Source organism: Herbiconiux sp. (assembly GCF_023264855.1).
Lineage (GTDB): Bacteria > Actinomycetota > Actinomycetes > Actinomycetales > Microbacteriaceae > Herbiconiux.
Map to the genome: position 1 here is coordinate 94,650 of NZ_JAHFUW010000002.1, position 20,926 is coordinate 115,575.

Genomic DNA, 20,926 nt, shown 5'->3' on the forward strand with positions numbered 1-20,926 from the left:
CTCTCAGCGGAAGAGATGGCTAAGGCGCGGATCGTGCCGAGAATCTCAGGAGACGGTGACCGCTCGGCGGGCCCAGCCCGTGGCGCCGTCGGGGGCGGGGGGCGCCTGGTCGGAGGTCTGGGTGTAGCCGCTGGCGTCGGTGGCGCGCACCTCGAGGGTGTGCTGGCCCGGAGCAGCGTCCCAGTCGAGCACCCACTGCACCCAGGTGTCGACGCCGGCGGTGTCGGCGAGGCGGGCGGGCATCCACTCGCCCTCGTCGACGCGCACCTCGACCTTCTCGATCCCGGTGTGCGGCGACCAGGCCACACCGGCCACGGGCACGGTTCCGGATGCGACGGAGGCGCCCTGCCTCGGCACGTCGATGCGCGACTCGGTCTTGATGGGCCCGAGCGCCGACCAGCCGCGCGGGGTCCAGTAGCCCTCGTCGGCCGCGAACGTGGTGACCTTCAGCTCGGACACCCACTTCGTGGCCGAGACGTAGCCGTACAGCCCGGCCACCACCATCCGCACCGGGAAGCCGTGCTCCACGGGCAGCGGCTCGCCGTTCATGCCGACGGCCAGGATCGCGACGCGATCCGCATCCTGCAGCGTGTCGAGCGGGGTTCCGGCCGTGAAGCCGTCGACGCTCGTCGAGAGCACCATGTCGGCGCCGGCCAGCGGCTTCGCGCGCGCCAGCAGCTCGCGGATGGGGTAGCCCAGCCAGAGCGCGTTGCCGATGAGGTCGCCGCCGACCTCGTTCGAGACGCAGCTGAGGGTGACGAGGTGCTCTTCGAGGGGCAGTGCGAGCAGGTCGTCGAACGTGATCTCGATCTCGTTCTCGACCTGGCCGGTGATCGTCAGCGTCCAGCTCGCGCTGTCGACCTGCGGCACCTGGAGGGCGGTGTCGATGCGGTAGAAGTCGGGGTTCGGCACGATGTAGGGGGTGAGGCCGTCCAGGCCGAGGTCGGCGCCGGACGGGACGGCGGGGACCGGCGTGGTCGCAGCCGGCAGCAGGATCGCGTCGCGGGCGGCGCTCACCGCTCCGGCGGCGGCGTTCATGGAGCGCGCGATCAGACCGGCGAACGCCGAACCCACGCCGAACGCGCCGGCCGCCACGAGGAAGCGGCGGCGATCGAGCCCGATCTGGGTCGACATCGGTGCCGGATTCGCGGGGCTGCCCTCCGCATCCTGCTGCCAGGTGCGCAGTCTCGCGCGCAGCATCCGGAGCACCAGAACGCCCGCGACCATGCCGAGCACGGTCGGCAGCGCCGAGAAGCCGCTCGCCCCGCTACGGGTGGTGACGGCGAGCACGGCGATACCGGAGACCAGCACGAGAAGAACGGTTCCGACAGGCGGGCGCCTCAGCTCCAGGATGCCGGCCAGGGCGGCGAGGGCGAGCACCAGGATGCCGAGAAGCACGAGCAGGGCCACTTTGTCGCCGGTGCCGAACAGGCTGATGACCAGGTCTTTCACGCCGGGAGGCGCGAGGTCGATCACGAACGAGCCGACGGCGAAGAGGGGGCTGGACTCCGACCCGACGAACACCGCCAGGACCTCGGCCACCGCGAGCACCACCACCGCGGCGACTACGCCGGAAACGGCCGCCCACACGGTGAGGGGCGCGGATCGCGTGGTGACGGGCCGCGTCTGCGTATCCGGGCTGCCGCTCATCCGCACATCCTAGGTTCGTGCGCTGAGCGGTCGCCGTGCGTTCCAGCGCGCCGCCCCCTCCCGCGACCTGACACAAGATGTGGCAAGTCGCCCGCAAAAGCGGCGACTTCTGCCAAGTCGCCGAGGTTGTGGCGGGCGCGGGCGCACCTCCGGCCCCGCGACATGACACAAGATGTGGCAAGTGGGCGCAAAAAGTGGCGACTTCTGCCAAGTCGCGGTGGGGAGCGGAGGAACTCGGTCGGGCTGGGCGCTGGATCGACCCGCGTCAGCGGGGAGACGTGCGCGGGCGGGCACGGAGGCGGCGCACGAGCAGAGCGAGGGCGCGCCAGCCGACGAGGAACACACCGAGCACGATCGCGGTGACGATCACGAAGCTCAGCTGCACGCCCTGGCCACTGATCAGGCGGAGCACCATTCCCAGCACCACGGATGCGCCCCAGATCACGACACCGGGCGGGGCGAGACGCAGCGGCGCCCGCCAGGCCCGCGCGAGCAGCCAGCCGACGGCGGCACCCGCGAGGAACGGCCAGGCCGTGGTGAGGAAGCCGAGCAGCGCCGAGTCCTCGTCGTGACTGCGCCGCCCGATGGCGACGAAGACGAGTACGAGCACCACGTCGACGACTGCAGCGAGCGCGATAGTGCGCGTAGGGGTCGGCGTGATCTGGTCCACCGCCCGAGTCTAAGCGCGCACGACGGGGGTGTAGCGCAGCCACATCGTGGGTGAAGCAACGCCCGCTTGTGCAGGGGGAGGCGGGGCGCGAGGGTGGGGACATGCCCCTCCGCGACCGCCTCCTCGCAGCCCTGGTCGCCGTGCTGTGGGGCGTGAACTTCGTGGCCATCCACTTCTCGCTCGAGCAGTATCCACCGTTCTTCCTGGTGGGACTGCGGTTCCTTCTGCTCGCCATCCCGACCGTGCTGTTGGTGAAGTGGCCCGGGGTGAAGGTGCGCTGGCTGCTCGGGTACGGACTGGGGTTCGGCATCCTGCAGTTCGCCTTCCTCTACGCGGGTATGGAGGCCGGGATGCCGCCCGGGCTCGCCTCGCTGGTGCTCCAGGCATCCGCTCCGTTCACCGTGGTGATCGCCGCCGTGTGGCTGCGCGAGAAGCTCACGCTGGTGCAGGGCATCGGCATCGCGGTGGCGGTGGCCGGGCTCGGCATCATCGCGGCGGAGCGGGCCGGGGTGTCGGCACTGCTGCCGGTCGTGCTGACCCTCTGCGGCGCACTCGGCTGGGCGTTCGGCAACGTGTGCAGCCGGCAGGCGAACCCGGTGAGCCCGCTGCGGATGACCATGTGGATGTCGGTGGTGCCGCCGATCCCGATGATCGCGCTCGCCCTCGTGGTGGAGGGACCCGAAAGGATCGGCGAGTCGCTCGCCACCAGCTTCACGCCCGAGGCGCTGCCCGCGGTGCTGGGCCTGGCGTACACGGTGCTGATCGGCACCGTGGTGGGCTCCGGCATCTGGACCACGCTGATGAAGCGCAACCCCTCCAGCCGCGTGGCCCCGTTCTCCATGCTCGTGCCGGTCGCCGGCTTCACCGCGGCCTGGCTCGCGCTCGGCGAGGTGCCGAACGTCGGCGACCTCGTCGGGGGCGCCGTGGTGATCACCGGCGTGCTCGTGGCGACGCTGGGCGTGCGGAAGCGAACCCCGACCCGCCCCGTGAAGGAGCCGAGCACCGTCGCCTGATCGACCGGTCAGCGAACCCAGGCGGCTGCGGAGGCGGGCAGCATCCCGTCGACGAGCGGTTCCGACGACAGCAGCACCTCGCCCGGCGGCAGTGGCACGGCGGCCTCCCCCATGGCGACCACGATCCGCACCCCGCGGCCGCGCTCGGCGATCAGCCGGGAGTCCCCGTCCACACCCCACCGCACCCCGTCGCCGGAGCCGAACGCGCCGTCGGCGGCGAGCGCCGCACGCAGCGCCGTCGCCTCGCGGAAGAGCCTCAGATCCGACCCGGGCGTCTCCTCCTGCACCTGGATCGAGTAACGCCCCCAGCCCTCGGGCACCGGGAGCCACGGCCGGCCGGCCCCCGACGGCGAGAAGCCGTGCGTGCCGGTGGCACTCGACACCCACGGCAGCGGGATGCGCGCTCCGTCACGGCTGACGCCGCCGTGCTGCCACATCGGATCGGCGCGCTCGGCGACCGGCACGTCGACCTCGGGTAGCCCCAGCTCCTGCCCCTGATACACGTAGACGGCTCCCGGCAGGCCCAGCAGCGCCACGAGCGCCGCGCGGGCGCGCCGTCGACCCAGCGCCCCTCCGCCGAAGCGCGTCGCGGTGCGCACGATGTCGTGGTTCTCCAGCGCCCAGCTCGGCGCCGATCCCGTGCTCTGCCGCACCTCTTCGAGGTGACCGCCGACCGACACCCAGGTCGCGGCATCCCAGTCCAGCTTCGCGAACGCGAACGCGAACGTCTGGTGCAGCTCGTCGGGGCGGGTGTACCGGGCCGAGCGGATCGGCTCGAGGTTCACCTCACCCACGAGCAGCCTGCCGGGCGAGTACGAGTCGGCCACCCGGCGCCAATGGCGGTAGACCTCGTGCACGGCATCCTGGTCCATCGCCAGCGGGTTCGAGCGCAGTCCGTCGATCACGGTCGGCACGGTGGGCGAGTCGGGCAGACCCTCCGCCTTGAACAGGCCGTGCGCCACATCCACCCGGATGCCGTCGACCCCGCGGTCGAACCAGAACCGGATGACGCGCTCGAAGTACGCCGCGACGGCCGGGTTCTCCCAGTTCCAGTCGGGCTGGCCGGGCGAGAACAGGTGCAGGTACCACTCGGTGTCGGTCGCCGAATCGGGGGCGGCGCGGTGCCAGGCGGGCCCGCCGAACACACTGATCCAGTTGTTCGGCGGCTCGCTCTGATCGGCACCCCGACCCGGCCGGAACACGAACATGTCCCGCTCAGGCGATCCGGGACCGGCTGCCAGAGCCGCCTCGTAGAGCGGATTGTCGGTCGAGGTGTGGTTCGGCACGATGTCGACGAGGATGCGCAGGCCGTTCTCGTGCGCCGATGCCAGCAGCTCGTCGAAGTCGGCGAGCGTGCCGAAGAGCGGATCGACGTCGCAGTAGTCGCTGATGTCGTAGCCCTGATCGACCTGCGGCGAGCGCTGGAACGGCGTCAGCCAGAGACCGTCGACGCCGAGAGACGCGAGGTAGGGCATCCGTTCGATGATGCCCCGCAGGTCGCCCACTCCGTCGCCGTCGGCATCGGCGAACGACCGTGGGTAGACCTCGTACACGACCGCGTCATCCCACCACCCGCTCACTTGGTGGCGCCCGAGGTGAGGCCGTCGACGATGCGACGCTGGAAGATGAGCACGACGATCATCAGAGGGATCGTCACCACGACACCGGCGGCCATCTGCGCGCCGAAGGGCGCCTGGAAGTCGCTGGCGCCGGTGAACTTCGAGATCGCCACGGTCGCGGTCTGGATGGCCGGGTCGTTGGCCATCGACAGCGCGATGATGAACTCGTTCCAGCTGTGGATGAACGTGAGGATGGCGGTCGTGAACACGCCGGGCGCGGCCAGCGGCAGCAGGATCTTCGTGAACGCCTGCCACTTGGTGCAACCGTCGATCATCGCGGCCTGCTCGAGGTCGTGCGGCAGTTGCTTCATGAAGGTGGTGAGATTCCACACCGCGAGCGGGATGGCGAACGACAGGCTCGGCACGATCATGGCCTGGTAGGTGTTGATCCAGCCGATGTCGGTGAACAGACGCAGCAGCGGCACCACCACGGCGATGCCCGGGAACATCGAGGTGGCGATGATGACCGCGAGGATGCCGGACTTGAACCGGAACTTCAGCCGGGCGATGGCGTAGGCCGCGAAGATCCCCAGCACGAGGGCGAGGATCGTCGTGGTGCCGGCCACGATCAGGCTGTTCAGCAGCGAGCGGCCGAAGTCGTTCGAGGAGTCGAACACCTGCGCGTAGCTCTCCAGCGACCACGTGGTGGGCAGCAGCGAGGTGTCGAAGATGTCGTTGGTGGTGCGGAAGCTCGACACGAGCATCCAGTAGAAGGGCGCGAGGCAGTACACCGCCACGATGGCGATGCCCACCCAGCGGGTGATCGCGCCGCCGACACCGCGCGTGCGCTTGCGCGGGCTGCGCGCATCCGCGCCGGTGCGGGCGCCGCTGGTGGCGATCAGGTCTCGTTCGGTGAGCGCGGTCATCGTCCGGCCTCCTTCGCGGCTCGTGCGGCCTGTTTGCGGGCGGCCTTCTCGGCTTGCTTGTCGGCGTCGCCGACCACATCGGCCCCGAGCACGCGGATGAACACGAACGCGATCAGCGCCACGTACACGAGCAGGATGATGGCGAACGCGGATGCGGTGCCGTATTGCAGCTGGTTGGACTCGTCCCAGGCGAGGATCGAGAGCGTCTCGACCGAGCTCTTGCGCGGCCCGATCAGCACGAACGGCAGGTCGAACATGCGCAGCGCGTCGAGCAGCCGGAAGAGCACGGCCACGAGCAGCGCCGGCCGCACGAGCGGCAGGGTGATCGAGACGAACTGCTTCCAGGCGTTGGCGCCGTCGAGCTTCGCGGCCTCGTAGACCTCCTCGGGGATCAGCTGCATGCCCGCGAGCACGAGCAGGCCGATGAACGGGGCGGTCTTCCACACCTCGGCGATGATCACCGCGACCTGGGCGGCGAAGCCCTCGGCGGTCCACAGCACCTGCGTGTTCAGCAGGTCGTTCGCGATGCCGTTGGACTGGAAGATCCAGCGCCAGAGCAGACCGGAGACGGCGGTGGGGATGGCCCAGGGGATGAGGATGGCGGCGCGCAAGAAGGCGCGGCCCTTGAAGGCGCGGTTCATCGCCACGGCGAAGGCGACACCGATCACGGTCTCGAGCGCGACCGTCACGAAGGTGAAGAACGTCGTGTTCCAGAGCGCGTTGTAGAACCGGCCGGATTCGGCGCCGGCGAAGATGTCGGCGTAGTTGCCGAGCCCGACGAAGCTCTCGCCCTCCACCACGAAGCCGTCGGCATCCAGCCCCGACTCGGCGCTGAACAGCGATTGGTACACCGCCGAGAGCAGCGGATAGACGATCACCAGCACGAGCACGATGAACGTGGGCGAGAGCAGCAGGGTGGCCATGCCTCCCTCGCGGGGCGCGCGGTCTTCCTTACGGCGCGCTCGGGCGCGGGGCGCCGGCGACGGCGGCGTGGCCGGCGGTGCGATCGTGGAGGTCATCTCAGGGCTTTCTGGTTCGTCGGGCGCGACGAGCGCGGACGCCGTCGTGGGGCGGACTCGAGGAGGGGGCGCGGACCGGCCGAGGAGACGGCCGGTCCGCGGAGCGGGACTAGCCCGCGGTGATCTCGGTGAGCTTCGTTTGCAGGTCGGCCAACGCGGCATCCGGAGTCTTGTCGCCCGTGAGAGCGGCGTAGATCTCATCCTGGATGGCCGCCGTGGTGGCGCCGTAGGCGACCACCTTCGGGCGCGGCTGGGCGTTGTCGAGCGAGGTCAGCAGCGTCGGCAGGTAGGGGTAGCTGGCCGTCACGGTCTGGTCTTCGAAGAACTCGGGGAAGACGGGCGCGCGCGAGCTCAGGGCGAGGCGCTCCTGCTCCTGCTCCCGGCTGGTGAAGAACGCGATGAACTCCAGAGCGGTCGCCTTGTTCTCGGCGTAGCTGGAGATGGCGATGTTGCGGCCGCCGAGGGTGGAGACACCGGGGCCGTCCTCACCCGGGATGGCGCTCACGCCGAAGTTCCCGGAGACGCTGGAGGAGCCATCCGTCGCCGACAGCGACTTGTAGATGTAGGGCCAGTTGCGCAGGAAGACGAGCTTGCCCTCCTGGAACGCCTGACGGCCCTGCTCCTCCTGGAAGGTGATCGCGTCGCGCGGGATCATGCCCGACTCGAAGCCGTCGACCAGGAACTCCAGCGCGGTGAGCGCCTCGGGGGTGTCGACCGTGGGCTTTCCCTCGGCGTCGAACAGCGACCCGCCGGCCGAGGCCACAGCCTCGCTGAAGTTCACGGTGAGGCCCTCGTTCTTGTCGAACTGGCCGGCGTAGCAGGAGACCCCGGCCGCCTGGGGCAGCGCCAGCACGGCGTCGCACGCGGCCTGCATCTCGGCCCAGGTCTCGGGCGGCGCGGTGACGCCGGCGGCGGTGAGCAGGTCGGTGCGCGAGTAGAGCAGCGCGCCGTCGGTGTAGTACGGAGCACCGTAGAGGGTGTCGCGGTAGCTGGCGGCCTCGACGGTGGCCGGCACGAGCTCGTCGACGGGCAGCGCGTCTTCGGGCAGCGGGGTGATCCAGCGGTTGGCGGCGAACTCGCTGGTCCACACCACGTCGAGGTTCAGCACGGAGTAGGACGATCCCTCGACCTGGGCGTTCTGCACCATCTGCTGGCGCTGCTGGTCGGCATCCAGGGGCAGTTCGACCCAGGTGACCTGCTCGTCGGGGTGCTCGGCGTTCCAGGCGTCGATCGTGGCCTGCGCGGCGCCCGAGGCGTCGGGGCTGCTGACGTACTGGATGGGGCCGGTGCCCTCGAGCGTGGCCTCGGCGGCGGGCGTGCTGCCGCCCGAGCTTCCCGAGCCCGAGCAGGCGGTGAGGGTGATCGCCGCGGCGGCGGCGAACGCGAGGCCGACGACGATTCGTCGATCACGGCGTCGTTGCATCATGATTGCTCCTTGTTGTGGGGGATGGATCCGGTCGATGAGATCAGGGGCGCCGTCGAGCCGCGCACGATGAGGCGGTGCGGCAGGATGCGCGGGGTCGGGCCCGCGGCCGGCTCGCCCGCGGCGAGCAGCTTCTCGACGGCGAGCTCTCCCATCCGCTCGAGCGGCTGCGCGATGGTGCTGAGCGCGGGGTGCACGTGCATCGCCGTGCGCGTGTTGTCGAAGCCGAGCACCGAGATCTCGTCGGGCACGCGGCGGCCGAGGCGCTGCAGCTCGTTCACCACGGCGGCGCCCATCTCGTCGCTGAGCGCGAAGACGGCGGTGAGACCGCCATCCTGAGCCAGCAGCCGGGCGAGGGCGGGCGGGGCGGAGTCGTAGAGCGAGTTGCCGTGCTCGAGCACCGGGGTGAGGCCGGCCTCCGTCATGGCGCGCAGGTAGCCGCGCTTGCGGACGGTGTTCACGAGAACGGATGCGGGGTCGCCCGCGAGCAGGCCGATCCGGCGATGGCCGAGGGAGATCAGGTACCGGGTGCCGTCGTAGGCGGCGGCCTCGTCATCGATGGCGAGGCTCGGAAAGCGCTGCCCGTCGCGGATGGCCACCGACATCAGCGGGATGCCCGAGCCGAGCGCCCGGCGCATGTCGGCGGTCACGGCCGCCGAGATCAGGATCACGCCGGCGGCGCGATACGTGCGGAGCGTGCGCAGGTAGCTCGCGGCGAAGGTGGAGCTCGGGCCGGTGCGGCCGAGCATCACGGAGTAGCCGCGCAGCCGGGCCGCCGCCTCGACGCCGCTCATGATGTCGGAGGCGAGGGCGTCGGAGACCACGGGGGCGAGCACACCGATCACGGCGGTCTGCTTGGTCTTGAGGCCCCGGGCGAGGGTGTCGGGCTCGTAGTTCAGCTCATCGATGGCCTGCTCGACCCGGCGCTGCGTCTCGGCCGAGTAGCCGATGAGGCCGTTGACGACCCGGGAGACGGTGGCGGGAGAGACGCCGGCGGCCCGGGCGACATCGCGGATGGTCGTCATCGGGCCCTCCCTTGGGGTGTGTTCGCCGGCTGCAGCGCAATCGTTTACGTACGGTGCGCCTGTCGAGGCTAAATAACCTCTCGCGGGTTACGCAAACGTTTACTAAACAGCGCGGACGGCACCCGTGATGTGGTCGGATGGAGGCATGCCCGTTCGCGCCGTCTTCGTCACCGGGGTCTCCGGCTCCGGCAAATCCACCATCGGGGCGCTGCTCGCGGCGCGCCTGGAGTGGCCGTTCCTGGATGCCGACGACCTGCATCCGCTCGCCAACATCGAGAAGATGTCGGCCGGGATCGCCCTCGACGACGCCGACCGGGCACCCTGGCTCGAGGCCGTCGGGCGCGCTGCCGACCACGCGGCGGGCGAGACCGGAGCCGGGGGCGGAGCAGGAGCGAGCGCCGGCGGCGGCGTGGTGGTGGCGTGCTCGGCGCTCCGCCGCGTCTACCGCGATCTGCTGGCGGCGGAGTGCGCCGGCGCGTACTTCGTGCAGCTGCTCGGCGGGCCGGAGCTGCTGGCGCAGCGCCTGTCGGCCCGCGTCGACCACTTCATGCCGCCCGCGTTGCTCGGGTCGCAGCTCTCGGCGCTCGAGCCGCTCGGGGCCGACGAGAACGGGCTCGCGATCGGCGTCGCCTCGACCCCCGCCGAGGTGGTCGAGACGATCGCCGACGCGCTGGATGCCCCGCCTCAGACCGGGAAGTAGGCCCCGGCCGCGAAGTCCTCGAGCAGGGTCGGGCCCTCGGGCGCCCAGTCGAGCAGCTCGCGGGTGATGACGCTCGTCGAGGAGAGGTCCATCGCGAAAAATGCGCCGAGGAATCCGAAGTGCTCGACGGCATCGGCCGGGTCGATGGAGGCCACCGGCAGCCCGAGTCCGCGGCCGATCGCCTCGGCGATCGACTTCGACGAGACGCTCTGCTCCGCCACGGCGTGCAGCAGAGAACCCGCCGGGGCCTTCTCGAGCCCCAGACGGATCATCCGCGCGGCGTCGGAGCGGTGCACCGCCGCCCAACCCGTGGTGCCGTCGCCCACGTAGCCCGAGACACCTTTCTCGCGTGCCGTGGCGACCAGGTACGACACGAAGCCGTGGTCCCCGGCACCGTGCACGGTCGGCGAGAAGCGCAGACTGATCGATTTCACACCCTTCTCGATGTAATCCAGCGCGAGGTTCTCGGTTCCCCCGCGCGGCGCATCCGGACCACTGAACGGCGACCGGTCGTTCTCGGTCGACGGGCGGCCCTGGGCGAGGCCGGCCACTCCGGCGGCGAGCAGGAGCGGCCGGCCCGACCCGGCGAGGGTGTCGCCGAGAGCCTCCACCGCGGCCCTCTCGGCACGGTTGGACTCGGCCGGGTTCGACCAGTCGTGCTTGTTCGCGAGGTGTATGACCGCCTCGGCTTCCGCCGCGCCGGTGCGCAGGCTCTCGAGGTCGTCGAGGTCGCCGCGCAGAACGACGGCACCCTTGGCCTGGAGGGCGGCTGCGGCGGCGTCGGAACGGGCGAGCCCGGTGACCTCGTAGCCGTGGGCGAGCAGCTCGTCGACGGTGGCGGAGCCGATCCAGCCGGATGCTCCGGTGACGAATACGCGCATGGTGTCTCTCTTCGTTGGTAATGATGTCAGTGACCGACGTCAGTGACAGACATGACTGTACACCTGATGTCAGTCGCTGTCACCACCACTAGACTGATCACATGGTGCGATGGGAACCCGGTGCGCGCGACCGGTTGCGCTCGGCCGCGATCGAGCTCTTCACCGAGCGCGGCTTCGAGGCGGTGACGGCGGCCGAGATCGCGGAGGCGTCCGGGCTCACGGAACGCACCTTCTTCCGGCACTTCGCCGACAAGCGCGAAGTGCTGTTCGACGGCCAGAACTTCTTTCAAACCGTGTTCGTGGAGAGTGTCGCGGCGGCGCCCGCCGACGCCTCGCCGGTGCAGACGGTGGAGTTCGCGCTGCACACGGCCGCGGCATCCTTCTTCCCCGACGAACGGCGGCCCTACTCGCGGGTGCGCCAGGGCATCATCGACGCGAACGCTCCCCTGCAGGAGCGCGAGTCGCTGAAGATGGTGTGGCTGTCGCAGGGCATCGCGGAGGCCCTTCAGGCGCGCGGCGTCCCCGAGGCGCAGGCCGCGCTCGCAGCCCAGTCGGGCGTCACCGTGTTCGGCGTGGCCTTCACCCGCTGGCTCGCTCCGGGCGAGCAGCGCTCCCTCCCCGACCTGCAGCGCGAGGTCTGGGACGAGCTCCGAGGCGTGCTCACCCCCTGAGGCTCCGGCACCGCCTTAGCAAAGGCTGGAGCCAGAGGCTTTGGTATGGCGGGGGCTAAGCAAAGGGTACGTGCTGGGTGATCCAGGCGTGCATGGCGACCGCGGCTGCGGCGCTCGCGTTGATCGAGCGGGTGGAGCCGAACTGCGAGATCTCGACCACGGCATCCGCCGCCGCCAGCGCATCGGGCGAGAGGCCCGGGCCTTCCTGACCGAACAGCAGCACACAGCGCGGCGGGAACGCGAAGGTCTCGATGATCACCGAGCCGGGCACGTTGTCGATCGCGATGATCGGCAGGCCCGCCTCGTGCGCGAAGGCGACGAAGGTCGCGACGTCCGGATGGTTCGACACGTGCTGGTAACGGTCGGTCACCATGGCGCCGCGCTTGTTCCAGCGCTTGCGGCCGATGATGTGCACCGTGTCGGCGGCGAAGGCGTTGGCGCTGCGCACGATCGAGCCGATGTTCATGTCGTGCTGCCAGTTCTCGATGGCAACGTGGAAAGGATGCCGGTGCTCGTCGAGATCGGCCACGATCGCGTCCATCCGCCAGTAGCGGTAGCGGTCGATCACGTTGCGGGTGTCGCCGCGCTCGAGCAGCTCGGGGTCGTACCGCGCCGCATCCGCCCCCGACGGCAGCTCGCCCACCCACGGCCCGACGCCCCCCGCGCTCAACTCGACGCTGGCGTTCGAACCCGCGCCGGCACTCGGCTCGGGCTGGGGATTCTCGTCAGGCACCCCGCAAGGCTACCCACCCTCGGGCGGGTTCAGGATGCGGGGGCTGCGGCGAAGTCGAGGAGTTCGACCGCCGCCAGGTACTGCTCGGCGTCGAAGGCGGGAGCGATGGCGGACTGCAGGAGGTAGCCCTGGCAGATGCCGACCACCACCGGGACGATCGCGTCCGCGCGCGCGCCGGCCGCAGCATCCGTCAGCCCGGCCTGCACGAACCAGGCCCGGAAGTACGAGGCGTACAGCGATCGCAGATCGCCGATGAACTCGCCGATCACCAGCGCGAGTTCGGGTTCGCGGGCCGCGAGACCCCACACCTGCACCATCATCGCGGTGCCGCCCAGCTCGGAGGTGATGCCGGTCACGAAGGTGCGCATGACCTGCACCGGATGCGGCAGCGGGTCGAGCTCGGAGAGCCCCTCCAGGTCGCGCCCCCGGCCGCGCAGCACGTCGCCCACCACGTGGGCGATGAGCTCGTGCTTGTTGGCGTAGTGCAGGTAGATGGCGCCGGCCGAGAGCCCCGACTCGGCGATGATGTCGGCCATCGAGGTGCCTTCGAAGCCCTTGCGGGCGAAACAGCGCAACGCAGCGGCAGCGATCTGGCGCCGGCGCTCGGCGCGATGGTCGTCTGAGACTTTCGGCATGCTCCACCTCGAAAACGAATGACCGTTCTTGACAACGTTAGCGGAAACTCCCATCATAAAGAACGGTCATTCGTTTTTTATGGAGGAATCATGTCGCGCCCGCACACCAGATGGAGCCGCGTCGCGCTGATCGGAATCGGCGCCTCGCTGATCGTCGGCGTGTTCGTGCTCGCCTTCTCCTGGCCATCCGTCACATCGAGCGTTCACGCCGTGCCGCTCGTCGTCGCCGGCGAGACGGCCACAGCCGACGCGGTGGCCGACCAGCTCGGCCAGAGCACCGGCGACACCTTCGCCGTGACCCGGGTCGAGACGCGTGAGGAGGCCGAAGCCGCCATCCGCAGCCGCGACGCCTTCGGCGCGATCGACGCCTCCGGATCCGTTCCCGAGGTGCTCACCGCCTCGGCCAACGGCGTCGTCGTGAGCCAGATCTTCACGAGCCTCGCCGATCAGCTGCAGCAGGCCTTCGCCCAGCAGCTCGCCGCCCAGGGAGTGGCCGCCGACGCCGTTCCCGCCATCACGGTGACGGATGTCGTGCCGCTCGCGAGCAGCGATCCGCGCGGGGCCGGCCTCACCACGCTGTCGTTCCCGCTCGTCATCGGCGGCATGATCGGCGGTGTCGTCGTGAGCCTGCTCGTGGTCGGCGTCTGGCGCCGGCTGGCCACGGTGGTGCTCTACTCGGTCGCGGGCGCCGTGATCGTGGTGGCGATCGGACAGGCCTGGTTCGGAGTGCTGCAGGGCGAGGCGGTGCTGAACACGCTGGCGGTCGCCGCATCCGTTCTCGCCATCAGCGCACTGATCGTGGGGCTCACCTCGATCCTCGGCGCCAAGGGGATCGGCATCGGCGCCGTGCTCGCGATGCTGATCGGCAACCCGATCTCGGGCGCTTCGCAGCCGTGGGAGTTCCTGCCCGAGCCCTGGGGCGCGATCGGCCAGTTCTTCCCGCCGGGAGCGGGTGCCACGCTGATGCGCGACCTCTCCTACTTCCCGGATGCCTCGACCCTGCAGCCCTGGCTGGTGCTCGGCGGATGGATCGCGCTCGGCATCGTGCTGATGGCCGTCGGCCACTTCAGGAACCGCGCCATCCTGCCGCCGGCCGACAGCCCGGAGCCCGGGAACGGCCACGCCCCGCAGCACGCCGCCGCGTGACCCGGCTCGTCGCGAGTTCAGCCGGCTACAACCACTTGTTGCGCTTGAACACCGCGTACAGGATGAACGCCAGCAGCAGCATGGCCAGGATCGCCAGCGGGTACCCGAACAGCCAGTGCAGTTCGGGCATGTGGTCGAAGTTCATGCCGTAGATCGCGGCGATCAGCGAGGGGGCGAAGAGGATCGCGGCCCATCCGGAGATCTTCTTCACCTCCTCGCCCTGCTGGATGCTCGTCTCGGAGAGTTTGCGGGTGTCTTCGGCCAGCTCCAGGCTGGCTTCGGAGATACGCCGCATCTCGTCGTTCTGCCGCTGGGTGGCGAGCGTGGAGTGCACGGTGAGCGCGTTCTGCAGGGTCGCGCGGAAGGAATCCGCCCGCCCCACGATCTGCAGCACGTGGTCGAGCACGTCGCGCAGGCCCCGCTGCAGCTCGAGGTCGACCTTGTACTTCTCCGAGCCGCGCAGCAGCGCCTCGAGCATCGAGGTGAGCGGATGCACGGCCCGCTGGAACTCCATCACCTCGCCGAGCAGGTCGTAGATGCGCTTGGAGACGTTCGGATCGCCGCCGAACAGCTGCTGCTCGATCTCGTCGATGTCGTTCTCCAGCCCCGCGAGCACCGGACCGTATTCGTCGACCACCTCGTCGACGATCGCGTAGAGCACCGCCTCGGGGCCGAGAGCGAGCAGCTCGGAGTTGCCCTCGAGCCGGCGCCGCACGCGGGCGAGGTCGGGCGACTCGGCGTGCCGGATGGTGACCACGAACCCCGGGCCCACGAACACGTGCAGCTCGCCGAACTCCACCTCCTCCTCTTTGTCGAGGTAGCGCGCGGGGCGCAGCACGAGGAAGAGCGTGTCGCCGTAGCGCTCGAGCTTCGCGCGCTGGTGACCGGTCAGGGCGTCTTCGACGGCGAGATGGTGCAGGTCGAACTCCTGCTCGACCGAGCGGATCTCCTCGGCATCGGGTCGGTACAGGCCGATCCAGGCCATGCCGTCGTTCTCGCGCATGAGCTCGTAGGTCTCGTCCAGCGAGTCGGGGTCGTGGATGCGCCGGCCGGCCGCGTAGACCGCGTTGTCGATGATGGGCATGGGCTCAGATTATGCCGATCGGGTGAACGAGCGGTGACGCGTCGGGTGCGTGATCGTGAGGCTACGCGGCGCCGGTCACCGTGAGCACGATCAGCACGACGTTGAGAGCCACGATCAGGGCGACGACGGTCCAGGCGGTGACCTTCACGGGCATCCGGTCGGCGAACTCACCCATCACGGCGCGATTGCCGGTGAGACGGATGAGCGGGATCAGCGCGAACGGGATGCCGATGCTCAGCAGCACCTGGCTCAGCACCAGCGCCCAGGTGGGGTCGATGCCCGCGCCGAGCACGATCAGCGCCGGGATGAGCGTCACCACGCGACGGGCCAGGATGGGCACCCGCACCCGCAGCAGGCCCTTCATGATGACCGAGCCGGCGTAGGCGCCGACGGAGGTGGAGGCAAGGCCGGAGGCGAGCAGGCCGATCGCGAAGATGGTGGCGATGGCGGGGCCGAGCGCGGCGGCGATGGCGTCGTAGGCACCCGGGATCGTGTCGGTGCCGTCGACTCCGCGCAGGCTGGACGCGGCCAGCAGCAGCATCGCGATGTTCACGGCGCCGGCCAGCACCAGCGCGATCACCACGTCGGCGCGCGTCACCCGCAGCAGCCCGCGCAGCCGCTCGGCGCCCGCCCCGTGCGGCCGGGGTCCCTCCCCCTCGCTCCCCCTCCCGTCATCCACAACGACGGAGTTCTCGCTCGACGCGCCGTCGGCCGGCGCGCGCAGCCGGCGCGGCGACCAGAAACTCCGTCGTTTCGGATGGGAAACAGACGGGGCACCGAGCGTGAAGTCGCTGTTCTCCGCCTCGGCGGCGAAGGCGGCGTGGTGGCGGTCGCGGGCTAGGGCGGAGTGCAGGTAGATGGCGTGCGGCATCACGGTGGCGCCGAGCATGCTCGCGGCCAGCAGCACGGTGGGGGCGCCCTCGAAGCGCGGCACGAGCCCGTCGGCGGCGGCGAGCCAGTCGACGTCCGACACGAACAGGCCCGCCAGGAAGCCCACGGCGATCACCGCCAGCAACCCGATGATGATGAACTCGAAGCTGCGCTGCCGCCGCGACGACTGCACGAGCAGCAGCACCATCGACACCACGCCCACGATCGCGCCGCCGAGCACCAGCGGCAGCCCGAACAGCAGGTTCAGGGCGAGCGCCCCACCGATCACCTCGGCGATGTCGGTGGCGGCCGCCACGAGCTCGGCCTGCAGCCAGAACGCCCTCCGCGGCCACGGCCGGGTGCGCGCCCCCACGTGCTCCGGCAGCGTCATCCCGGTCACGATGCCGAGCTTGGCCGACTGGAACTGGATCAGCACCGCCATCGCGTTCGCCAGCACCAGCACCCACACCAGCAGGTACCCGTACTGTGCCCCCGAGGTGAGGTTCGCCGCCACGTTCCCCGGGTCGACGTACGCGATCGACGCCACGAACGCGGGCCCGAACAGGGCCAGAGGATGCCACCACCGCGGCCGCGGCACGAACGCCGCCTCCGCACCGGAAACGGGCGGCGCCGACGTCGCACTTTTAGGCATGCCGAAAAATTAGCACACAACGGTTTAGGCGCACCGAAAAATCTCACGCCGGCACGGCTACGGTTCACTCCGGCGAGCGTGAGGTCGACCTCCGCCATAGTGCGCGAGCTCGGTCTGAGACTCGCTGGGGTGAACCGGACCTAGGCGCCGCGGGTCGGGTCGAAGGCCGAGAGGCGGTCGTGGAAGAGGGTGCTGCGCTCGTCGAGGCCGGTGAAGTCGACGGCGAGGCCGTGCGCGTGGAACTTGGTGCGCACCGAGTCGAGGGCGGCGACCGTGGAGGCGTCCCAGATCTGCGAGGCGGTGAAGTCGACCGTGACGGCGACCTCCGCCGGCAGCGGGCCGAGCGCGGCGTCGTCGGCGTAGCGGAACTGCTCCACCAGGTCGTTGCTGCTACCGAAGAAGAGCGGCCCCTGCACGCGGTACAGCACCGAGGGCGCGGCGGGAGCGGCGGCATCCGGAACCGGCGCACCCGCAGTCATCGCAGCATCCGGAGCCGGCGCCACCACCCGCTCGACGCGGATGACGTGCGCCACCCGCCGCGCGAACAGCACCATCGCGAGCACCACCCCCACCAGCACCCCCACGGCGAGGTTGCCCGTGGCCACCACCACCACGATCGTGACGGCCAGCACGAGCGTCTCAGGAATGGGCATCCGGCGCAGCGTCGACGGCCGCACGCTGTGCCAGTCCACGGTCGTGACGGCCACGATCATCATCACGGCCGCGAGCGCCGCCATCGGGATCTGCGCCATCACATCGGCGAGCAGCGTCACCATCAGCAGCAGCACGAGCCCGGCCGCCACGGTCGAGATGCGCGTGCGCGCCCGCCCGACCTTCACGTTCAGCACCGTCTGGCCGATCATCGCGCAGCCCGCGATGCCGCCGTAGAAGCCGGCCAGGATATTCGCGATGCCGAGCGCCCACGACTCGCGGCTCTTGTGCGAGCGGGTGTCGGTGAGGTCGTCGACCACCTTCGCGGTGAGCAGGCTCTCCATCAGCCCCACGAAGGCCACGCTGAGCGCGGGCGCCCAGATGATCTGCAGCGTCTCGAGGTTCAGCGGCACCAGCAGCGGCGTGATGCCGGGCAGGGCGCCGCCGATCGTGCCCTCGTCGCCCACGTTCGGCACGTCGAGGTTCGCCACGATCACGATCGCGGTCACCAGCACGATCGCCACCAGCGGCGCGGGAACGGCCTTGGTGACCCGGGGCAGGGCCAGCACCACGGCCACGGTCAGCGCGAACAGCGGGTACACGATCCATGGCACGTCGATCAGGTGCGGCACCTGCGCCGCGAAGATCAGCACGCCGAGCGCGTTCACGAAGCCGAGCATCACGCTGCGCGGGATGAACCGCATCAGCCGGGCGAGCCCGAGCACCCCGAAGGCGATCTGCACGATACCGGCCAGGATGATCGCCGGCAGCAGGTACTCCACCCCGTGATCGCGCACCAGCGGAGCCACCACGAGGGCCACGGATCCGGCCGCCGCCGTGACCATCGCCGAACGCCCGCCGAGCACCGACATGCTGATGGCCAGAACGACGGATGCCACCAGGCTGACCCGCGGGTCGACCCCCGCCACCACCGAGAACGAGATCACCTCGGGGATCAGCGCGAGGGTCGTGACGACGCCCGCCAGCACCTCGCGGCTCAGGATGCGCGGCGAGCGCAGCGCCCGCACGGTGTCGCTCTGCGTGACCATCTGCCGCACGGACATGCGCGTGCCGGCGTCGCCGAATGGAATCGAAGTACCCCCGTGGTAGCCGGCGACCGCCGGGCTTCCAGGATACCAGCGACCGCGCGCCAGAATGGTGTGCATGGACTCTGCTGCGCATCCCACCGCCCCGATCGTCTGGGCCGGTTCGTACACCGCCGAAGCGGGCGGCACCGGCACCGGAGTGACCCCGCTGCGGCACACGGCCGACGGATCGCTCGTCGTGGCCGGACCGGCCTTCGCCCTGCCGTCTCCGACCTGGGTGGCCGCGCATCCGGAGCTGCCCGTGATCTACGCCGCTTCCGAGACGACGGGTCTGGTCTCGGCGCTGGCAGTGCGAGGGGAGGCAACGACGACGCCGTCGACGTCGGGAGCGACAGAGCCGTCACTCGTTCCGCTCGGCGCGCGCCGGGCCGCCGGTGAGGCCGTCTGCCATCTCGCCGTCGATCCCGGGGGCCGCTTCGTGGTGGCCTCCTGCTGGGGTGACGGCGCCGTCGTGCTCTTCCCGCTCGACGCCGAGGGCGCGCTCGGCGAGGGAGTGCCGGCGCCCGCCGCCACCGATCCGCACGCGGGCGACGAGAGCGTCGCGATCGACGCGCACACCGGCGAGCAGCGCACCAGCCGGGCCCATGCCGCACTGGTGCTCGACGCCACGCACCTCGTCACCACCGACCTCGGCTACGACCTGCTCCGCTTCTGGCGAATCGAGGATGCCCCCGGCCTCCCGCTCGAGCTCGAGCAGGAGCTCGTGCTCCCGCCCGGTTCGGGCCCGCGCCACCTCGCCGAGCTGCCCGACGGCCGGCTGCTGGTGATCACCGAGTACTCGATCCAGCTGATCGTCGTCGACCGCCCGCATCCGGATGCCCCCTACCGCATCGCCGCGGCCTACGACCTGCTGCCCGAGGCGCCACGCCCCGGCGAGAGCGGCTCCGGCATCGCGCTGGCCGCGGACGGCCGCACGATCTACCTGGGCATCCGCGGAAGCGACCGGATCGTGCCGGTGCGGATGCTCCCCGACGGCACGTTCGACGTGCGGCCGCCCTTCGCCAGCGGCGGCACCCTCCCCCGCGCGGTGGCGGTCGACGGGCCGCGGCTGCACGTGATGCACCAGGTTTCGGGCATCGTGACGAGCCACCGACTGGACGCCGCGACGGGCCTCCCCTCCGGCCCGCCCACGCAGACCCCGCTGGCGTCGGCGACCACCCTGGCCTTCCCCACCTGGGCTGTCGCCGGCCCGAAAGCGGCCGCTGAGCCGGCGATCGACGCCGAGGCTTCGCCCGCGCCCGAGCCCGTCGCATCCGCTCAGCCCTCCCTGCTCACGCCGGAGGGCGAGGCCTTCGTGACCGCCTACCACCTCGCCACCCTGGCCACGCTCCGCACCGACGGCAGCCCGCACCAGGTGCCGGTCGGCTTCACTCTCGAGGGTCGCACGGTGCGCATCATCACCTCGGGCACCTCTCAGAAGGTGCTCAACGTGCGCCGAGGCGGCCGCGCGAGCGTGAGCCAGGTCGAGCGCGCCCGCTGGCTGAGCTTCGAGGGCCCGGCCCGCATCCTCGACGATCCGGATTCGGTGGCCGACGCCGTTCGCCGCTACGCCGCCCGCTACCGTCAGCCGCGCCCGAACCCGCAGCGCGTGGTGATCGAGATCACCGTCGAGAACGCGATGGGCTCCTCCGGTCTCTTGCTCGAGCCCTGAACCGGCCCGCCACCGGCCATTCGGTCGCCGAACGGCCCAGAGCCTAGGCTTGGAGGCATCATGACGACGCCCGCGCCCGGACCCCGTACCGCCCAGAAGACCATCGCCGGGCAGGACACCGCGGCCGAGAACTACCTCAAGACCATCTACGCCCACACCGAGTGGCAGCCCGATCCGATCACCCCGTCGGCTCTGGCCGCGCGACTGGGCGTCGCGCCCTCCTCGGTCACCGAGATGGTGAAGAAGCTCGCCGCCGCCGGGCTCATCACGCATGTGCCCTACGGCCCGCTCACCCTCACCCCCGATGGGCGCCTGCGCGCCGTCGGCGTGGTGCGCCGGCACCGCCTGATCGAGACCTGGCTGGTGCGCGAGATGGGCTACGAGTGGGACGAGGTGCACGACGAGGCCGAGGTGCTCGAGCACGCCGTGAGCGAGCGGCTGCTCGACGCGATCGACGAGCGACTGGGTCGGCCGGTGCAGGATCCGCACGGCGACCCGATCCCCTCCGCGGCCGGCGTGGTGCCCGACTTCGACGCGGTGCTGCTCGCCGACGCCGCACCGGGCCACGAGGGCCACGTGGTGCGCATCAGCGACCGCGACCCGGAGCTGCTGCGCACCCTCGCCGAAAGCGGTATCGGCCCCGGCACCGCCGTGCGCGTCGAGACGGCCGAGGAAGCCGGCTACGACCCGATCGCCCTCGGCGACGGCGTCGTGCTCGCGGTGACGGATGCCGTGGGCACCCCACCCGTCGAGATCGCGCCGGCATCGCTCGACGCCATCTGGCTGAGTTGCTAGCTGCTAGGTGCTAGCTGCCGGTCGCGCCGGGCTCTGCTCGGCGTGACCGGGCGGTGCCGATCCCTG

At 70.7% G+C, this 20,926-nt stretch carries 19 protein-coding genes; 6 read left to right on the forward strand and 13 right to left on the reverse strand.

Going from position 1 to position 20,926, the window contains the following annotated elements; all coding sequences use genetic code 11:
• Nucleotides 1–45: 45 nt before the first annotated feature.
• Both Q0D75_RS01465 and Q0D75_RS01470 read right to left on the reverse strand, forming a co-directional pair.
• The gene (locus Q0D75_RS01465) at nt 46–1,650 is read right to left on the reverse strand and encodes a molybdopterin-dependent oxidoreductase (RefSeq protein ID WP_291048533.1); all 1,605 of its coding nucleotides are present in this window, start codon (nt 1,648–1,650) and stop codon (nt 46–48) included.
• Nucleotides 1,651–1,915: 265 nt separating this feature from the next.
• Nucleotides 1,916–2,320, reverse strand: coding sequence for a DUF3054 domain-containing protein (locus Q0D75_RS01470; RefSeq protein WP_291048536.1), 405 nt, complete (start codon nt 2,318–2,320; stop codon nt 1,916–1,918).
• 101 nt (nt 2,321–2,421) lie between these two features.
• Between Q0D75_RS01470 and Q0D75_RS01475 the strand changes: the two genes are divergently transcribed.
• Nucleotides 2,422–3,333, forward strand: coding sequence for an EamA family transporter (locus tag Q0D75_RS01475; protein ID WP_291048539.1), 912 nt, complete (start codon nt 2,422–2,424; stop codon nt 3,331–3,333).
• Nucleotides 3,334–3,341: 8 nt separating this feature from the next.
• On the opposite strand, the gene Q0D75_RS01480 is transcribed toward Q0D75_RS01475, so the two are convergent.
• From Q0D75_RS01480 to Q0D75_RS01500, 5 genes are all read right to left on the reverse strand, one after another.
• Nucleotides 3,342–4,886 (reverse strand): alpha-amylase family glycosyl hydrolase, encoded by a 1,545-nt coding sequence (locus Q0D75_RS01480; RefSeq protein WP_291048541.1) that lies wholly within the window; start codon nt 4,884–4,886, stop codon nt 3,342–3,344.
• Nucleotides 4,887–4,909: 23 nt separating this feature from the next.
• Nucleotides 4,910–5,818 carry a carbohydrate ABC transporter permease gene (locus Q0D75_RS01485; RefSeq protein ID WP_291048542.1) on the reverse strand — a complete coding sequence of 303 codons (909 nt, stop codon included), beginning with the start codon at nt 5,816–5,818 and terminating at the stop codon, nt 4,910–4,912.
• Nucleotides 5,815–6,837, reverse strand: a complete 1,023-nt coding sequence (locus Q0D75_RS01490; RefSeq protein ID WP_291048544.1) for a sugar ABC transporter permease — start codon at nt 6,835–6,837, stop codon at nt 5,815–5,817. The genes Q0D75_RS01485 and Q0D75_RS01490 overlap by 4 nt, the downstream gene beginning before the upstream one ends.
• 109 nt (nt 6,838–6,946) lie before the next feature.
• Nucleotides 6,947–8,263: an ABC transporter substrate-binding protein gene (locus tag Q0D75_RS01495; protein ID WP_291048547.1), complete on the reverse strand. Its 1,317-nt coding sequence runs from the start codon at nt 8,261–8,263 to the stop codon at nt 6,947–6,949.
• A complete protein-coding gene (locus Q0D75_RS01500; RefSeq protein WP_291048549.1) occupies nt 8,260–9,285 on the reverse strand; it encodes a LacI family DNA-binding transcriptional regulator in 1,026 nt (341 codons plus the stop codon). The genes Q0D75_RS01495 and Q0D75_RS01500 overlap by 4 nt, the downstream gene beginning before the upstream one ends.
• Nucleotides 9,286–9,430: 145 nt before the next feature.
• Here Q0D75_RS01500 and Q0D75_RS01505 point away from each other — a divergent pair, with 145 nt between their 5' ends.
• The gene (locus Q0D75_RS01505) at nt 9,431–9,985 is read left to right on the forward strand and encodes a gluconokinase (protein WP_291048552.1); all 555 of its coding nucleotides are present in this window, start codon (nt 9,431–9,433) and stop codon (nt 9,983–9,985) included.
• Here the strand turns inward: Q0D75_RS01505 and Q0D75_RS01510 are convergent.
• Nucleotides 9,970–10,866, reverse strand: a complete 897-nt coding sequence (locus Q0D75_RS01510) for an SDR family oxidoreductase (RefSeq protein WP_291048555.1) — start codon at nt 10,864–10,866, stop codon at nt 9,970–9,972. The genes Q0D75_RS01505 and Q0D75_RS01510 overlap by 16 nt on opposite strands.
• A gap of 101 nt (nt 10,867–10,967) precedes the next feature.
• On the opposite strand from Q0D75_RS01510, the gene Q0D75_RS01515 reads away from it, so the two are divergent.
• Nucleotides 10,968–11,537 (forward strand): TetR family transcriptional regulator, encoded by a 570-nt coding sequence (locus Q0D75_RS01515; RefSeq protein WP_291048558.1) that lies wholly within the window; start codon nt 10,968–10,970, stop codon nt 11,535–11,537.
• A gap of 55 nt (nt 11,538–11,592) precedes the next feature.
• Here Q0D75_RS01515 and Q0D75_RS01520 read toward each other — a convergent pair whose 3' ends face one another.
• The gene (locus Q0D75_RS01520; RefSeq protein WP_291048663.1) at nt 11,593–12,180 is read right to left on the reverse strand and encodes a TrmH family RNA methyltransferase; all 588 of its coding nucleotides are present in this window, start codon (nt 12,178–12,180) and stop codon (nt 11,593–11,595) included.
• Between the two features lie 119 nt (nt 12,181–12,299).
• Nucleotides 12,300–12,905, reverse strand: a complete 606-nt coding sequence (locus Q0D75_RS01525; protein ID WP_291048560.1) for a TetR/AcrR family transcriptional regulator — start codon at nt 12,903–12,905, stop codon at nt 12,300–12,302.
• 90 nt (nt 12,906–12,995) lie between these two features.
• On the opposite strand from Q0D75_RS01525, the gene Q0D75_RS01530 reads away from it, so the two are divergent.
• Nucleotides 12,996–14,051: a hypothetical protein gene (locus tag Q0D75_RS01530; protein WP_291048561.1), complete on the forward strand. Its 1,056-nt coding sequence runs from the start codon at nt 12,996–12,998 to the stop codon at nt 14,049–14,051.
• A gap of 25 nt (nt 14,052–14,076) precedes the next feature.
• Here Q0D75_RS01530 and Q0D75_RS01535 read toward each other — a convergent pair whose 3' ends face one another.
• The 3 genes from Q0D75_RS01535 to Q0D75_RS01545 form a co-directional block, all read right to left on the reverse strand.
• Nucleotides 14,077–15,135 (reverse strand): magnesium and cobalt transport protein CorA, encoded by a 1,059-nt coding sequence (locus Q0D75_RS01535; RefSeq protein WP_291048563.1) that lies wholly within the window; start codon nt 15,133–15,135, stop codon nt 14,077–14,079.
• A gap of 61 nt (nt 15,136–15,196) precedes the next feature.
• Nucleotides 15,197–16,657, reverse strand: coding sequence for an Nramp family divalent metal transporter (locus Q0D75_RS01540; protein WP_291048565.1), 1,461 nt, complete (start codon nt 16,655–16,657; stop codon nt 15,197–15,199).
• Between the two features lie 140 nt (nt 16,658–16,797).
• Nucleotides 16,798–18,372, reverse strand: coding sequence for a SulP family inorganic anion transporter (locus Q0D75_RS01545; RefSeq protein ID WP_291048567.1), 1,575 nt, complete (start codon nt 18,370–18,372; stop codon nt 16,798–16,800).
• A 100-nt stretch (nt 18,373–18,472) separates the two neighbouring features.
• Between Q0D75_RS01545 and Q0D75_RS01550 the strand changes: the two genes are divergently transcribed.
• Nucleotides 18,473–20,065 carry a TIGR03618 family F420-dependent PPOX class oxidoreductase gene (locus Q0D75_RS01550; protein ID WP_366513394.1) on the forward strand — a complete coding sequence of 531 codons (1,593 nt, stop codon included), beginning with the start codon at nt 18,473–18,475 and terminating at the stop codon, nt 20,063–20,065.
• 60 nt (nt 20,066–20,125) lie between these two features.
• Nucleotides 20,126–20,860, forward strand: coding sequence for a metal-dependent transcriptional regulator (locus Q0D75_RS01560; RefSeq protein ID WP_291048569.1), 735 nt, complete (start codon nt 20,126–20,128; stop codon nt 20,858–20,860).
• Nucleotides 20,861–20,926 lie beyond the last annotated feature (66 nt).